13 protein-coding genes are annotated in these 14,815 nt (G+C 72.1%); 4 read left to right on the forward strand and 9 right to left on the reverse strand.

Translation table 11 applies throughout. The features are described 5' to 3' along the window. Positions 1-31: 31 nt before the first annotated feature. From BM288_RS13115 to BM288_RS13135, 5 genes are read right to left on the reverse strand one after another with little or no spacing between them, the layout of a single operon-like run. On the reverse strand, positions 32-1,759 hold the full coding sequence (locus tag BM288_RS13115) for an acetyl/propionyl/methylcrotonyl-CoA carboxylase subunit alpha (RefSeq protein ID WP_092919487.1): 1,728 nt from the start codon (positions 1,757-1,759) through the stop codon (positions 32-34). 14 nt (positions 1,760-1,773) lie between these two features. Then, on the reverse strand, positions 1,774-3,339 hold the full coding sequence (locus BM288_RS13120) for a 5-oxoprolinase subunit B/C family protein (protein WP_092919489.1): 1,566 nt from the start codon (positions 3,337-3,339) through the stop codon (positions 1,774-1,776). Then, positions 3,336-4,139 (reverse strand): putative hydro-lyase, encoded by an 804-nt coding sequence (locus BM288_RS13125; protein WP_092919491.1) that lies wholly within the window; start codon positions 4,137-4,139, stop codon positions 3,336-3,338. The genes BM288_RS13120 and BM288_RS13125 overlap by 4 nt, the downstream gene beginning before the upstream one ends. Beyond that, positions 4,136-4,906: a LamB/YcsF family protein gene (locus tag BM288_RS13130; RefSeq protein WP_092919493.1), complete on the reverse strand. Its 771-nt coding sequence runs from the start codon at positions 4,904-4,906 to the stop codon at positions 4,136-4,138. Before BM288_RS13130 ends, BM288_RS13125 begins: the two co-directional genes overlap by 4 nt. Beyond that, the gene (locus BM288_RS13135; RefSeq protein ID WP_092919495.1) at positions 4,903-6,183 is read right to left on the reverse strand and encodes an NRAMP family divalent metal transporter; all 1,281 of its coding nucleotides are present in this window, start codon (positions 6,181-6,183) and stop codon (positions 4,903-4,905) included. The genes BM288_RS13130 and BM288_RS13135 overlap by 4 nt, the downstream gene beginning before the upstream one ends. 148 nt (positions 6,184-6,331) lie before the next feature. Here BM288_RS13135 and BM288_RS13140 point away from each other — a divergent pair, with 148 nt between their 5' ends. Next, the gene (locus BM288_RS13140; RefSeq protein WP_092919497.1) at positions 6,332-6,988 is read left to right on the forward strand and encodes a GntR family transcriptional regulator; all 657 of its coding nucleotides are present in this window, start codon (positions 6,332-6,334) and stop codon (positions 6,986-6,988) included. On the opposite strand, the gene uvrB is transcribed toward BM288_RS13140, so the two are convergent. Both uvrB and coaE read right to left on the reverse strand, forming a co-directional pair. Next, positions 6,985-9,036: an excinuclease ABC subunit UvrB gene (gene uvrB, locus BM288_RS13145; protein ID WP_092919499.1), complete on the reverse strand. Its 2,052-nt coding sequence runs from the start codon at positions 9,034-9,036 to the stop codon at positions 6,985-6,987. The genes BM288_RS13140 and uvrB overlap by 4 nt on opposite strands. Before the next feature lie 9 nt (positions 9,037-9,045). Then, entirely contained in the window at positions 9,046-9,660 is a 615-nt protein-coding gene (gene coaE / locus BM288_RS13150) for a dephospho-CoA kinase (RefSeq protein WP_092919501.1), read from the reverse strand. Positions 9,661-9,786: 126 nt separating this feature from the next. Here coaE and BM288_RS13155 point away from each other — a divergent pair, with 126 nt between their 5' ends. Both BM288_RS13155 and BM288_RS13160 read left to right on the forward strand, forming a co-directional pair. After that, a complete protein-coding gene (locus tag BM288_RS13155; RefSeq protein WP_092919503.1) occupies positions 9,787-10,293 on the forward strand; it encodes a S26 family signal peptidase in 507 nt (168 codons plus the stop codon). Between the two features lie 86 nt (positions 10,294-10,379). Further along, entirely contained in the window at positions 10,380-11,225 is an 846-nt protein-coding gene (locus BM288_RS13160; protein ID WP_092919505.1) for a response regulator transcription factor, read from the forward strand. Here BM288_RS13160 and BM288_RS13165 read toward each other — a convergent pair. Continuing rightward, the gene (locus tag BM288_RS13165; RefSeq protein ID WP_092919507.1) at positions 11,207-12,418 is read right to left on the reverse strand and encodes a diguanylate cyclase domain-containing protein; all 1,212 of its coding nucleotides are present in this window, start codon (positions 12,416-12,418) and stop codon (positions 11,207-11,209) included. The two genes, BM288_RS13160 and BM288_RS13165, sit on opposite strands and share 19 nt — an antisense overlap. Further along, positions 12,415-14,040 (reverse strand): sensor histidine kinase, encoded by a 1,626-nt coding sequence (locus BM288_RS13170; protein WP_092919509.1) that lies wholly within the window; start codon positions 14,038-14,040, stop codon positions 12,415-12,417. The genes BM288_RS13165 and BM288_RS13170 overlap by 4 nt, the downstream gene beginning before the upstream one ends. Before the next feature lie 101 nt (positions 14,041-14,141). On the opposite strand from BM288_RS13170, the gene BM288_RS13175 reads away from it, so the two are divergent. Further along, positions 14,142-14,783: a DUF4126 domain-containing protein gene (locus BM288_RS13175; RefSeq protein ID WP_092919511.1), complete on the forward strand. Its 642-nt coding sequence runs from the start codon at positions 14,142-14,144 to the stop codon at positions 14,781-14,783. Positions 14,784-14,815: the final 32 nt, after the last annotated feature.

A 14,815-nucleotide genomic window follows, 5' to 3' on the forward strand; every position in this document is an offset into this window, starting at 1 on the left:
GCAGGCACACGCGCCGCGCACCGGCACGGGCTCACTCGTCGACGCGGCCGATCGCCTGCTCGACGACCACGCCGCTGCCCTCCGCCACGAGCTGCTGGAGGACGCCGGCACGGTGCGCGGCGACCTTCGTCTCCATCTTCATGGCGTCGAGCACGGCGATCTCCTCGCCTGCCTCGACCCGCGCGCCGTCCTCGACCAGCCAGCGCACGAGCGTGCCCGGCACGGGCGCGGGGATCGCGGCGGCATCCGGCTCGGACCCGCTCCCGTCTGCGCGCCCCTGCGGTTGGACGGTGCCGGCAGCGGCGGCGAGCAGCGCCTCCGGCAGCCCGAGCACAACGCGGCGGCCGTCGACCTCGATCGGTACCCGTCGCAGCGGTCGCTCGCCCGCGGCCGCAGCTCGACCCTGCGGCTCGAGCCGCGGCATCAGCTCGGCCTCGATCCACTGGGTCGAGACGGCGAAGCCGGCGGTCGAGAAGTCCGGCTCGTCGAGCAGCGCGGCCGCGAAGGGCGCGACCGTCGCGACGCCCGTCACCTCGAGCTCGGCCAGCGCTCGCCGCATGCGCACGATCGCAGCATCGCGATCGGCGGCGTGCACGATGAGCTTCGCTGCGAGCGAGTCGAAGGCGGCCTCGACTCGGTCGCCGGCCTCCACGCCCGCGTCCCACCGCACGCCTGGCCCGCCCGGGATGCGCAGCGACTCGATGCGGCCGGCGCTGGGCAGGAAGCCGCGACCGGGATCCTCCGCGTTCAGCCGCAGCTCGATCGCGTGCCCGGCGGGCTGGGGCGTCGCGTCGAACGACGGGCCGGCTCCCTCGGCGATGCGGAACTGCTCCCGCACCAGGTCGACCCCCGTCACAGCCTCGGTGACCGGATGCTCGACCTGCAGCCGGGTGTTGACCTCCAGGAACGAGATGGTGCCGTCAGCGCCCAGCAGGAACTCGACCGTGCCTGCCCCGCGGTAGTCGACCGCCGCGCAGATGTCGCGCGCAGCCGCGTGGATGCGCGCGCGCTGCTCGGTGCTCAGGCCGGGCGCAGGCGCCTCCTCGACGAGCTTCTGGCTGCGTCGCTGCAGCGAGCAGTCGCGGTCGCCGACCACCACCACCGTGCCCCTCCCATCGCCGAGCACCTGCGCCTCGACGTGCCGCGGGTGCTCGAGGTAGCGCTCGATGAAGCACTCCCCGCGCCCGAACGCGGCCACCGCCTCCCGCGTGGCCGAGCCGAACGCATCCGCCACCTCGTCGATGGTGCGCGCCACCTTCAGCCCGCGGCCGCCGCCGCCGAATGCGGCCTTCACGACCACGGGGAGCCCGTGCTCGCGCGCGAAGGCGACCGCCTCAGCGGCGTCGGCGAGCGGCCGGTCGGTGCCCGGGGCCAGTGGGGCGCCGGTGCGCTGCGCGATCCGGCGCGCGGTGACCTTGTCGCCGAGCGCCTCGATGCTCTCCGGCGTCGGGCCGATCCAGGTGAGGCCTGCGCCCTCCACGGCGCGCGCGAACGCGGCGCTCTCGGACAGGAATCCGTAGCCGGGATGCACGGCGTCCGCACCGCTCGAGCGGGCAGCCGCCAGCAGCGCCTCGATGCTCAGGTACGTCTGGGCTGCCGTCGTCCCCGGCAGCGCGATCGCCTCATCGGCGTGCCGCACGTGCATGGCGTCGACATCCTGATCGGCGTAGACGGCCACTGAGCGGTAGCCCGCCTCGGCGCATGCGCGGATGATGCGCACGGCGATCTCGCCGCGGTTGGCGATGAGGATCTTCTGCATGGGGTTCCTCCTGGTCAGGCAGTCTGCGCGATGCGGAAGCGGATGCGCGAGCCCGGCGGCAGCTGGCCGGCGCGGTCGAGGTCGCGATCGACGACCGCGCCGATGATGGGGTAGCCGCCGGTGAGCGGGTGGTCGGGCAGGAACAGCACCGGCTGGCCGTCGGGCGGCACCTGGATGGCGCCGGTGACCGCGCCCTCGCTCTCGAGCTCGCCGTCGCGGCTGCGCTCGAGCGGGGTCGCGCCGTGAAGGCGCACGCCGACCCGGTCGGAGCGCGCCGTCACCTCCCACTCCTGCTCGACCAGGGTGGCGAGCGCGGCGGCGGTGAACCAGTCCTCGCGCGGACCGAGCACGATCTCGAGCTCGACCGCCTCACCGGCGGCGGGCAGGGGGATGCGCGGGGCGCGGGTGCGCTCGACGGCCGCGATGCCGTGCGCGGGCCCACGGAGCGGCAGCACGGCGCCCGCGGTCAGCGGCGCCGGGCCCAGGTGCGCGAGCGTGTCGGTCGCCAGGCTGCCGAGCACGGCATCGAGCGCGATGCCGCCGCGGATCGCGACGAGCACGCGCAGGCCGTCGCGGGCGGCGCCGATGCGGAGCGCGTCGCCGTGCTCGATGGCGATCGGGCGGCCGTGCTCGACGGGGTGCGGCGTCGCGTCCGGCCCGCCGCCCGGCTCGATGGACGCATCCGTCATCGCGCCGGCGAGCGAGACGACCGCGTCGCCGCGGAAGCGCAGCAGCGCTCCCCCACCGGCCAGCTCGAGACCCGCCTCGCCGGGAGCGTTGCCGACAGCGCGGTTGGCCTCAGCGAGGGCAGCGCGGTCAGCGGTGCCGGAGGCCGAGACGCCCTCGGCGGCCATGCCGGGGCGGCCGAGATCCTGCACCAGCAGCTGCACGCCGGGGCGCACGACCTCGATCGCATGCGCGGCATCGACGGCCGGGTGCTCGGGTGCCTGCGCCCGCACGAGCTCCCGCTCGACGCGCTCGAAGCGCACGATCGTGCCGGGCTTCAGGAGCGCGGGCGGGTCGCGGTCGAGGTCCCACATCGCCAGGTCGGTGCGGCCGATGAGCTGCCAGCCGCCGGGGCTCTGCTTCGGATAGACGCCCGAGAAGCGGCCGGCCAGCGCGACCGAGCCCGCGGGGATGCGGGTGCGCGGCGAGGAGCGCCGGGGCACATCGAAGAGCGGGTCGTCACCGGCGAGGTAGCCGAAGCCAGGCGCGAAGCCGGCGAACGCGACCGTCCAGGTGGCCGCTTGGTGGCGGGTGATGAGCTCGTCCTCGCCGACGCCGAGCAGCCGGGCGACCTCGGCGAGGTCCTCGCCGTCGTAGCGAACGGGGATGGTGGCCTCGCCGGTGCCTGCCGTCCGCTCGGTCGCGGGCTCGAGCGCGAGCAGCCGCTCGCTGAGCTCTGCCGCCGTGATCGTGGTCGGGTCGAAGCGCACCAGGATGGTGCGGGCGGCGGGCACGAGCTCGGTGACGCCAGGTAGCTCAGCGGCGACGAGCGCCGGCAGCAGCCGCATCGACTCTTCGAGATCTGACGCCTCGAGCAGCAGGGCGGTGTCGGCCGCGACCAGCACGGCGGTCATGTGGCATACACCGCGTCGGGCACATCGGTGACGAACATGTGGCCGGGTGCGTGCGTGACGGCGAAGGGCGGCCGGGAGGCCATGATCGCCGCCTGCGGGGTCACGCCGCAGGCCCAGAAGACGGGCACCTCGCCGTCGCGCAGCTCCGGGGCGTCGCCGAAGTCGGGATGCGCGAGGTCGGCGATGCCGAGCGAGGCGGGGTCGCCGACATGCACGGGGGCGCCGTGCACGGCCGGGAACCTGCCGGAGATGGCCACCGCATCCGCCACCAGCGAGGCGGGGATCGGCCGCATGGAGACGACGAGCTCGCCGTGCAGCCGGCCCGCAGGCGCGCACGCTGTGCTGGTGCGGTACATCGGCACGTTGCGGCCGAGCTCCCGATGCCGGATCGGGATGCCGGCGTCGACGAGGCCGGCCTCGAAGGTGAACGAGCAGCCGATCAGGAACGAGACCAGATCCGGGTGCTCCTCCCACGCCGCGGAGGCGTCCGTCGTCTCCTCGACGAGCTGTCCGTCGCGCCAGATGCGGTAGGCGGGGATGTCGGTGCGGATGTCGCTGCCGGGTGCGAGCCGCGACTCGGTCGCGCCGGCCTCCAGCACCTCGAGCACCGGGCAGGGCTTCGGATTGCGCTGCGCGAACAGCAGCGTCTCGAACGCCCAGTCGGCGGGCACGGCGATCAAGTTGGCCTGCACCAGCCCGTGAGCCACGCCGCTCGTCGGCGCCGCCGAACCCGCGCGGTAGCTCGCGCGGGCGGCGCGCGCCTGCTCGATGTGAGCGGCGGATGCCCTGGCCGCCGTCACCGGCGGGTCCGCACGAAGGGCGCGATGGTCACGCCGGCAGCCTCGAGCGCCGCTCGCGTCGCCTCGGCCATCGCGATCGCGCCGGCGCTGTCGCCGTGCACGCAGATGGACTCCGCGCGCACCGCGACGTCGCTGCCGTCGATCGCCTCGATCACGCCCTCCTGCGCGAGCCGCACCATGCGCGCGGAGACGAGCTCGGGGTCGTGCAGCACCGCGCCCTCGAGGGTGCGCGAGACGAGCAGCCCCTCCGGCGTGTAGGCGCGGTCGGCGAAGGCCTCCGCGGCCGTCGCGAGGCCCGCGCGCTCGGCGACGTCGAGCACGACGCCGCCGGCCAGCCCCAGGAGTACCAGCGAGGGGTCCACAGCACGGATGGCCGCGACGACCACCTTCGCCTTCGCCTCGTCGCGCGCGATGGTGTTGTAGAGCGCGCCGTGCGGCTTCACGTAGGCCGCCCTGCCACCGGCGCTGGCGGCGAGCGCCTGCAGCGCGCCCAGCTGGTACTCGACGTGCGCCTGCAGCGTCACGGGGTCGATCTCGACGTCGACGCGACCGAAGTTCTCGTAGTCGCGGTAGCCGGGGTGCGCCCCGATGGCGACGCCCCGCTCGACGGCCGCCCGCAGCGTCGCCGCGATGCCCTCCGGGCTGCCGGCGTGGAAGCCGGCGGAGACGTTCGCGCTCGTGACGATGCGCAGCATCGCCTCGTCGTCGCCCACCACCCGGTCGGGCACGTTCTCGCCCAGGTCGGAGTTCAGGTCGATGCGGGTCATGCGCCGATCCCCAGGAAGGCGAAGATCGGGCCGATCGAGGTGACGCCCATGTAGAGGCTCAGCAGCGTCGCGAGCGTGCCGAGGACGAGCAGCCACTTCGGGTAGCGGTAGCCGCCGAGCACGTCCTTCGCGCGGAACCAGCCGATGTACATGAAGATCGCGAGCCCGATCGGCAGGATGAGGCCGTTGAAGCCGCCCACGAACACCAGGATCGCGGCGGGAGCGGTGCCCATGAGCAGGTAGACGACGAGCGACACCGCGATGAACGCCACGGTCGCCAGCTGCAGGCCCCAGCCCGAGAAGATGCGCTTCGAGAAGGTCGAGAGGAACGTCGCCGAGGTGTACGCGGCACCGATCACCGAGCTGATCGCCGCGGCCCAGAAGATGGCGCCGAAGATGCGCAGGCCGGCCTCGCCGAGCACCGCGCCGAACGCCTGGCCGGCCGGGTTGGCGGCCTGCGAGGAGAGGTCGAGCGTGACGCCCGAGGCGACGACGCCCAGGATCGCCAGGAACAGCACGTACCGCATGATGCCGGTGACGAGGATGCCGTTGACCGAGGCGCGGTGCACGCTCTTGACGTTCTCGGGGCCGACGTTGCCGGAGTCGAGGTAGCGGTGCGCGCCCGCGTAGGTGATGTAGCCGCCCACGGTGCCGCCGACGATCGTCGTGATCGTCGCGAAGTCGATCTCGTCCGGCAGGATCGTCTGCCGCAGCGCCTCGCCGATGGGCGGCGCGGCCATGATCGCCACGATGACCGTGAGCGCGATCATGCCGATGCCGAGGATGAGCACCACGGCATCGACGATCGGGCCGGCCTTCTTGAACAGGAAGATGCCGATCGCCAGCAGGCCGGTGATCAGGCCGCCGATCTTGGGGTCGATGCCCAGCAGCGCGTTGAGGCCGAGCCCGCCGCCTGCGATGTTGCCGACGTTGAAGGCCAGGCCGCCGATGACGATGAGCACGGCGAGCAGGTGCCCCGCGTAGGGCACCGCCTGGTTGGCGAGGTCGCCGGCGCGCTTGCCGGAGACGACGACCATGCGCCAGACGTTCATCTGCACGGCGAAGTCGATGAGCACCGAGACGAGGATCGCGAACGCGAACGCGGCGCCCATCGTGGCGGTGAAGGTGGCGGTCTGTGTGATGAAGCCGGGCCCGATCGCGCTCGTCGCCATCAGGAAGATGGCACCGATGATCGGCCCTCTGCGGCGCTTGGCGAACGACTTCGCCTTCTCGCCCGGTGTCTGCTCCGCCGTGGCGGCTTGCGATGCGTCGGTCATGCGGGGGGTTCCCATCTCCGTCGAGGGGCTCAGCTGCGCAGGGAGCGCTGGACAGAGCGTACCTTTCGTTGAACAGGCATGCAACTGTTGTTGAACAAAGTGCCCGGATGTGTTCCCGGCGCGTTGCGCGCGCCGTACGATCGTGCGCATGGCTGATGACCGCTCCCCGCTGCACGGCGCGACGCTCGCGGATGCGCTCCGCGCGCAGATCATCGACGGCGCCTTCGCGCCGGGCGAGCGGCTCTCCGAGACCGCGCTCGCCGAGCGCCTCGACGTCTCGCGCAACACCCTGCGCGAGGCCTTCCGGGTGCTCGCCCAAGTGGGGCTCGTGGAGCACATCCCGCACCGCGGCGTCTCGGTCGCTTCACCGACCACCGCCGACGTGGTCGACATCTACCGCGCCCGTCGCCAGCTCGAGTGCGGCGTGCTGCGCGAGGCCTCTCCCCTCCACCCGGCCGTGGCGCAGATGCACGAGGCGCTCGAGCGAGCCGAGGCGGCGGAGGCGGAATCCGACTGGGCCACGGTCGGCAGCGAGAACATGCGCTTCCACAGTGCGCTCGTGTCCCTCGCCGACAGCCCGCGCATCTCCCGAGCGCACGAGCAGCTGCAGGCCGAGCTACGGCTCGCCTTCCTCGCGATCGACGACCCGCAGTCGCTGCACCGCCCGTTCGTGGCGAAGAACCGCGCCGTGCTCGAGGCGCTCGATGGCGATGGGCCGGCAGCCGCTGCAGCAGAGCTCGAGCGCTACCTCGTCGACTCGGAGCGCCGCGTGCTGGGCGCGTTCTCGCGGATGGGGCGCGCCTAGCTCGCCTCGCGGATCTGCCGCAGGTCGCGCTTGAGGTCGTGCAGCTCGTCGCGGATGCGCGCGGCGAGCTCGAACTTCAGCTGCTCGGCAGCCTCGGTCATCTGCGCCGTCAGGTCGGCGATGATCGACTCGAGCTGCGCGGGGCCGTCGAGGTCGGACCGGTCGCGGGCCAGCCGCGGCGTCGGCGCGCCGCGCCGCGTGCCCTCGAGCAGGTCGTCGGTATCGGCCTGCTCGCGCGCGAGTACCTCGGTGATGTCGGCGATGCGCTTGCGCAGCGGCGTCGGGTCGATGCCGTGCTCGGTGTTGTAGGCGATCTGGATGTCGCGCCGGCGGTCGGTCTCGTCGATCGCCAGGCGCATCGAGTCGGTGACGCGGTCGGCGTACAGGTGCACCTCGCCGGCGACGTTGCGCGCGGCGCGGCCGATGGTCTGGATGAGCGAGGTCGACGACCGCAGGAAACCCTCCTTGTCGGCGTCCAGGATCGACACCAGCGAGACCTCCGGCAGGTCGAGCCCCTCGCGCAGCAGGTTGATGCCCACCAGCACGTCGTACACGCCCTGCCGCAGCTGCGTCAGCAGCTCGACCCGGCGGAGCGTGTCGACGTCGGAGTGCAGGTAGCGCACCCGCACGCCCGCCTCGGTGAAGTACTCGGTGAGTTCCTCGGCCATCTTCTTCGTCAGCGTCGTGACGAGCACACGCTCCTGGCGCTCGGCGCGCACCCGGATCTGTTCGAGCAGGTCGTCGATCTGACCCTTGGTGGGCTTCACGACCAGCTTCGGGTCGACCAGGCCGGTCGGGCGGATGATCTGCTCGACCACCGTGTCGGCCAGCCCCATCTCGTACTTGCCGGGCGTCGCGGAGAGGTAGACCTTCTGCGGGGTGCGCTCGAGGAACTCGCCGAACTTCAGCGGCCGGTTGTCGAGCGCGCTGGGCAGCCGGAACCCGTGCTCGACGAGCGTGCGCTTGCGGCTCGCGTCGCCCTCGTACATGGCGCCGATCTGCGGCACGGTCACGTGCGACTCGTCGATCACCATCAGGAAGTCGTCCGCGAAGTAGTCGAGTAGGCAGTGCGGCGCCTCGCCCGGCGCGCGGCCGTCGATGTGCCGCGAGTAGTTCTCGATCCCGGAGCAGAAGCCGATCTGCTCCATCATCTCGAGGTCGAAGGTGGTGCGCATGCGCAGCCGCTGCGCCTCGAGCAGCTTGCCCTCGCGCTCGAGCTCCTTCAGCCGCTCGTCGAGCTCGTCGCGGATCCGCTCCATCGCCTTGTGCATGCGGTCGCTGCCGGCCACGTAGTGGCTGCCGGGGAAGATCGAGATCGACTGGTGCGTCTCGAGCACCTCGCCGGTGAGCGGGTGCAGCGTGGAGATCGCCTCGATCTCGTCGCCGAAGAGCTCGATGCGGATCGCGTGCTCCTCGTACATCGGGATGATCTCGATCGTGTCGCCGCGCACGCGGAAGGTGCCGCGCGTGAACGCCACATCGTTGCGCTGGTACTGCATGGAGACGAAGCGGCGCAGCAGCGCCTGCCTGTCGATGCGCATGCCGATCTGCAGCGCCACCATCGCCTCGAGGTACTCCTCGGGCGTGCCGAGGCCGTAGATGCAGGAGACGGTGGAGACGACCACGACGTCGCGCCGCGAGAGCAGCGAGTTGGTCGCCGAGTGCCGCAGCCGCTCGACCTCCGCGTTCAGCGACGAGTCCTTCTCGATGAAGGTGTCCGTCTGCGGCACGTAGGCCTCCGGCTGGTAGTAGTCGTAGTAGGAGACGAAGTACTCCACCGCGTTGTTCGGCAGCAGGTCGCGGAACTCGTTGGCCAGCTGCGCGGCGAGCGTCTTGTTGTGGGCCAGCACGAGCGTCGGGCGCTGCACCTGCTCGATCAGCCACGCGGTGGTGGCGCTCTTGCCGGTGCCGGTGGCGCCCAGCAGCACCACGTCGGTCTCGCCGCGGTTCAGGGCGGCCGTCAGTTCGCTGATCGCTTGCGGCTGATCACCGGAGGGCTGATACTCGCTGATGACCTCGAACGGCCGCACGGCACGGGTCGGTTCCATGCTGCAAGCCTACGAGCGGCCGCCCACACGGTGCTGGACGAGCCGCTCCCACAGCCGATCGACCTGCTCGAGCGTCGCGGCCAGCTCGCCCTCGGTCTCGATCACGACGTCGGCGATGGCGAGCCGTCGCTCGTCGCTGGCCTGCGACGCGACGCGCGCCCGCGCATCCGCCTCGTCCATTCCGCGAAGCTCCACAAGGCGGCGGATGCGCGTCTCGGCCGGCGCGTGCGCGACCACCACGAGGTCCCACGGGTCGTCCGGCCGCGCCTCGACCAGCAGCGGCACGTCGTAGACCACCACAGCGTCGGCATCGGCGGCGAACGCCGCCCGGAAGCGCCGGGCCGACTCCTCGCCCACGGCGGGATGCACGATCGCGTTCAGCCGATGGCGGGCGTCGTCGTCGGCGAAGATCACCGCGCCGAGGGCCGCGCGGTCGAGCGCGCCGTCCGGCAGCAGCAGGTGGTCGCCGAACTCCGCCGCGATGGCGGCCAGGACCGGCTGGCCGGGCTGCTGCAGCTCGCGCACCAGCGCGTCGGCATCGATCACGACGGCTCCGCGCTCGGCCAGCCTGGCGGCAATCGTGGACTTGCCTGAGGCGATGCCGCCGGTGAGCGCGAGAAGCATGGCCAGATTCTGCCACGGCATCTCTTGAGGAAGCCTCAAGCGACACCTGCGGGAACCGGCCCGGCGTCCTGAGGCTGGCCTCATAGCGTCGAGGAGATCGCTCATCCGTCGAAGGCAGGGAGCACCGTGCGCGCACTCCGCGGCATCGCCATCATCTTGCTCGTCTGCGTCGGCCTCGTCACCGCGGCCGGCGCCGTGCTCTGGAGCGGGTCGCTCGCGGGGCTGGCTCGCGCCGAGGTCGTCTCCACCGGGGCGATGGCGCCCAGCTTCGAAGCGGGCGACCTCGTGGTCGTCACCGCGCGGCCGGCAGCGGAGCTCACGGCCGGTGACGTCGTCAGCGTGCGCAGCCCCGGCACCGGTGCGGGGCACCTCGAGCGGGTGGTCTCGGCGTCCCCGGCCTCCTCGGAGACCTGGACGATCATCACCGCCGCGAGAAGCGGCGGCTCCACGACCGAGCACACCATCGGCACCGAGGTCTGGGCGCCGAGCCTGCGCGTGCCGGTGGTCGGCGGTGTCGTCTCGACGATGCTCCAGCCCTCGTACGCCATCCCCGCGCTGGCCGTCGTGCTGCTGCTCGGAGCGGTCGTGCTGGTCGGCCGGGCACCGACGGGGCCGGTCCGCACCACAGCATGAACCCGGCGGAGCCACTCGCTGTGGGATCGACAGGGTAGCATCGGGCGGAAAGCACCTGGTCACGTGGTGCGGATGCGGGGAGACCTATGGACGAGGACGTCGCTGTCGTCATCGAGGATGGCGAGGACATCCGCGAGCTGCTCGCGCAGGTGCTGACCCAGGGCGGGTTCGCCGTCCACAGCGCCGCCGACGGCGCCACCGGTGTCGAGCTGGTGCGCGAGCACGACCCGATCGTGGTCACGATCGACGTGAACATGCCGGGCATCGACGGCTTCGAGACCGCTCGGCAGGTACGCGCGATCAGCACCGCCTACATCGTCATGATCACCGCGCGCGGCGACGAGATCGACACGCTCGTCGGCCTGCAGACGGGCGCCGACGACTACATCGTCAAGCCCTTCCGCCCCCGCGAGCTCCGCGCCCGCATCGAGGCGATGATGCGGCGTCCTCGGGTGCTCGCGTCGACGCATCCGTCCCCACCGCACCCGTCCGCACCGCAGCCCTCGGCGCCGCAGCCGATGCATACCGGGTCGATCCCCACGCAGAGCGCGTCCTCGTTGGAGATCCCGGATGCACCCTCGGCCACCTGGGCAGAGGGCGACACGGAGCACGCCTCGCTCGAGCACCGCGGCCTGCGGCTCGAGCCCGGCGCACGCGTGGTCGAGCTCGAGGGCGCCGAGGTGGAGCTCACGCGCAGCGAGTTCGACATCCTGCGCATGCTGCTGAACTCCGGGCGTCGCGTGGTGAGCAAGATGCAGCTCGCCGGCATGCTGCGCGGCGAGCGCGGCGAGCCCGACCACTACCTCAGCGAGCACGACGCACGCGCGATCGAGGTGCACGTCGCGAACCTGCGGCGCAAGCTGGGCGAATCCCCCTCCGAGCCCCGCTGGATCGAGACGGTGCGAGGCGTCGGCTACCGCCGCACCGCCTGATCGCCGACCGCGGGTCCTTCCGACTCCTCGTCCTCACCGGCCACCACCACAGTGACGTCGTCGCTGTCGATCGCCCGCTTCGCGGCCATCTTGGCTGCGTCGAGCAGGGTGTCGCGGTCGTAGCCGGTGATGCTCGTCAGGCTCACACCCATCCCGATCGGCGGCACCACCGGCACGCCGGCCGTGCCCAGCTGATCGAGCATCGCGCGATGCATCCGCGCGCCGAGCTGGCGCGCGTCGGCGGGCGAGGACGGCTGGAAGGCGAGCATCAGCATGCCGTGGTCGTCGGTGCCGAGCGCTGCGGTGGTCGGTGACAGTCGCCGGGTCGCGGCACGCACGGCCTGGCGCACATGCTCCGCCTCATCGGCGCCGAAGGCGGTCGCGATGCGGCTGAGTGAGTCGATGCTGATCACCAGCACCGCGAAGAGCTCCGCACGCCTGTTGGCGCGCATCAACCGGCCGCCCAGCACCCGGGCGAAGGAGGGCGCCAGCAGCACGCCGTCCGGCGCGATCGCCATCAGCGAGGAGTCCTCCGTGCCGCGCAGCCGCACCTGCTCGGCGCGCAGCACGGACGCGGTCACCACCACCACGATCACGAGACAGATCGTGGCCACGCCGGCGATGCCGCTGCTGACCCACTCGCGGAACAGCTCGTGCGAGGTGCCGAGGGTCACGGCGCTGACGAGCCGGAGCAGCTGGAACACGCACGCGACCGCGAGCACCGCGCCGAGGCCGAGGGCCGTGCGGGTGCGCCGCATGGAGCCGCGGAGCGTCTCGGCGGCACCGAGGCCGGCGAAGACGGCGTTGGCGGTGAACATCGCCCATACGCCCGACCAGGTGGAGCGGTCGCCGCCTTCGAGCAGCACGGCGCCGAAGGCGACCAGCGCGCCGGCGGCCACCACGATCGATGCGGTGCGGCTCGGCCTGCCGTTGAAGACCCGGCAGCCGATCCACAGCAGCCCCAGCGTCGCCACCCACGCCGCGTTGCCGATGGCGATCGCCCACCATCCGGCATCCGTGACCGCGTCGAGCAGGTAGGCCTCGGTGGCGATCATCCCGCCGATGAAGCCGAGCGCCCAGACGCGACCGGCGCGATCGTCCTTGCGCAGCATGGTCTCCAGCACGAACACACCGCCCGCGACGTGCACGACCAGCGCAGTGATGAGCTTGACGGTGTCTGCATCGAGGGTCATGCGATGGCTCCTGATCTGCGCAGCGGGATGCGCACGACGAAGGTGGCGCCGGATCCCGGTTCGCTCTGCACCGTGATCTCGCCGCCGTGCGCGCGCACGAGGTCTCGGCTGATCGCGAGTCCCAGGCCGTTGCCGTGCGGCCGGCTCGTCTGCGCGGCCGCGCCGCGGAAGCGGCGCTGGAACAGCTGCGGCAGCACGTCCTCGGCGATCCCCGGCCCGTCGTCGCGCACGACCAGCCAGGCGTGCTTGTCGTCGCTCGTCACGCCCACCTCGATCAGGCCGTCGCCGGTGTGATAGCTGACGGCGTTGCCGACCAGATTGTCGACCACCTGCCTGATGCGCACGGGGTCGACCTCTGCCACGGCCGACTCGACGCCGGAGGTGTCGATGCGGATGCCGCGCGCTTCGGCCTTGGGCTCAAGCGCCTCGACCGCGGCGAGCACGATGCGCGAGAGCTCTTCGTCGACCGGCCGGACGTCGAAGCGGCCCGGACCGTCGGCGGTCGCCGCCAGCACGTCGCCGATGATCACGAGCAGCCGGGAGGCGTTGCGCTCGGCGATCTCGAGGCTCCGTCGCGCCTGCTTGCCCACGTCGGCGTCCTCGAGCGCGAGGTCGAGGTGGCCGAGCACGCTCGTCAGCGGCGTGCGCAGCTCGTGCGAGACCGACGCGACCAGCTCGTCGCGCATCTGCACCGCCATCCGCTCTGCCGTGACGTCCCGGGTGACGAGGATCGCTCCGACGTCCGTGCCGTCCACGTCGATGAGGCGCCGGGCGGTCGACTGCAGGGCGCGCCGCCCCTCCCCGGGAGGGCCCTGCCAGTGCAGCGCATTCTCGAAGGTCTCGCCCCGACGGGCGCGGGCGAGCGGCGCCATGCCCGGCTCGATGGGCGTCTCGGCGTCGGCGTCGAAGAGCTGGCCGTCGGCACCCCTGGCGCTCAGGCGCGCGTGGGCGTCGTTCTCGATCGAGATCGTGCCGTCGGCGCCGATGCGGACGACGCCGAAGTCGACGGCATCGAGCAGCTCGCTCACCGCATCCTCCTGCCGGCGCGCGCGCTCTACCGCGTGATCGAGGTACTCGGCCTGCTCGTCGAGCAGCTCCCGCTGCGCCGCCGAGCGCCGCGAGGCGACGAAGGCGACGACCGCCGCGACCGAGAGTGCGAGCGGCCCCAGCACCACGTGCACGGCGCTGCTGAAGCCGTCGTGCAGCAGGTTCACCACCCAGAAGAGCACGCTCGAGCCGACCGCCCCGATCAGCAGACCCCGCCAGCCGCCGACCGTCGCGAGCCACGTCGCAGGCACCATCCACAGCAGCCACAGCTGCGCATCCGGCTCGCCCATCTGCATGAGGAAGATGGCGAGCAGGTCACCGATCGGCACCAGCGTCACCCAGTTCGGGTGGATGCGGTTCCACGGCACGACCAGGGCGAGCACGGTGAGCGCGAAGATCAGCAGAACGCCGACGAAGATCACGTCGCCGTCGAGGACGTCGCCCAGCACCACCACCAGTCCCCCGGCGGTGAGCGCAGCGGCCGCCAGCATGAGCTGATTGACCGCCGTGGCCCGCTCGCGCGTGCGATCAGGCCGCACCGCACCGGTGCGGGCCGTCGTGACCGCCGCGAACATGCTCCGAATCTACTGTGCGCCGAGCGCTTCGAGGTGCTTCCGGGCGACGCGGGCTAGCATCGCGGCATGCGGCGCCCACCGTCGCGCGAGAGGGAGTGACCATGCTCGAGTTCCTGACCGGGTCAGGTCTCGCGGCCGCGGCCGGCATGAACGCGTACATCCCGATGCTCGCGGTCGGCCTCGCGAACCGGTTCTTCCCCGGCGCGATGGCGCTGCCGGACGGCTGGGCGTGGATCTCGAACTGGTGGGTGCTCGGCATCCTCGCCGTGCTGCTGGTCGTCGAGCTCGTGGCCGACAAGATCCCTGCGGTCGACAGCGTCAACGACGTCATCCAGACGATCGTGCGCCCGACCGCCGGTGGCCTGGTCTTCGGCTCCTCCTCCACCGCGTCGACGGTCGCGGTCACCGACCCGGCGGAGTTCTTCACCTCCAACCAGTGGGTGCCGATCGTCGTCGGCGCCGTCATCGCGCTGACGGTGCACGCCGGGAAGACCGCCATGCGCCCGGCGGCGAACATCGCCACGGCCGGGGCCGCGGCGCCGGTGATCTCGACGATCGAGGACGTCGGCGCGATCGGCATGTCGCTGCTGGCCATCGTGGCCCCCGTGCTGGTGCTGCTGGGCCTGCTGCTGCTCGGCCTGCTGAGCTGGTCGATCTGGCGGAACGCAAGGAAGCGCAGGAACGCCGACCTCCGGCCCGCCACCGCGCGCATCGCACAGGACGACGACACACCGAACGGCTGACACCGAACCGATGACCGGGCTGACCGGCGCCG

Origin of the sequence: Agrococcus baldri (assembly GCA_900114805.1) — a bacterium.
Lineage (GTDB): Bacteria > Actinomycetota > Actinomycetes > Actinomycetales > Microbacteriaceae > Agrococcus > Agrococcus baldri.

Bases quoted from the DNA above. Each gene is read 5' to 3' on its own strand.
- BM288_RS13115 (WP_092919487.1), bottom strand. From the start codon at position 1,759: ATGCAGAAGATCCTCATCGCCAACCGCGGCGAGATCGCCGTGCGCATC.
- BM288_RS13120 (WP_092919489.1), bottom strand. From the start codon at position 3,339: ATGACCGCCGTGCTGGTCGCGGCCGACACCGCCCTGCTGCTCGAGGCG.
- BM288_RS13130 (WP_092919493.1), bottom strand. From the start codon at position 4,906: ATGACCCGCATCGACCTGAACTCCGACCTGGGCGAGAACGTGCCCGAC.
- BM288_RS13135 (WP_092919495.1), bottom strand. From the start codon at position 6,183: ATGACCGACGCATCGCAAGCCGCCACGGCGGAGCAGACACCGGGCGAG.
- BM288_RS13140 (WP_092919497.1), top strand. From the start codon at position 6,332: ATGGCTGATGACCGCTCCCCGCTGCACGGCGCGACGCTCGCGGATGCG.
- uvrB (WP_092919499.1), bottom strand. From the start codon at position 9,036: ATGGAACCGACCCGTGCCGTGCGGCCGTTCGAGGTCATCAGCGAGTAT.
- coaE (WP_092919501.1), bottom strand. From the start codon at position 9,660: ATGCTTCTCGCGCTCACCGGCGGCATCGCCTCAGGCAAGTCCACGATT.
- BM288_RS13160 (WP_092919505.1), top strand. From the start codon at position 10,380: ATGGACGAGGACGTCGCTGTCGTCATCGAGGATGGCGAGGACATCCGC.
- BM288_RS13165 (WP_092919507.1), bottom strand. From the start codon at position 12,418: ATGACCCTCGATGCAGACACCGTCAAGCTCATCACTGCGCTGGTCGTG.
- BM288_RS13170 (WP_092919509.1), bottom strand. From the start codon at position 14,040: ATGTTCGCGGCGGTCACGACGGCCCGCACCGGTGCGGTGCGGCCTGAT.
- BM288_RS13175 (WP_092919511.1), top strand. From the start codon at position 14,142: ATGCTCGAGTTCCTGACCGGGTCAGGTCTCGCGGCCGCGGCCGGCATG.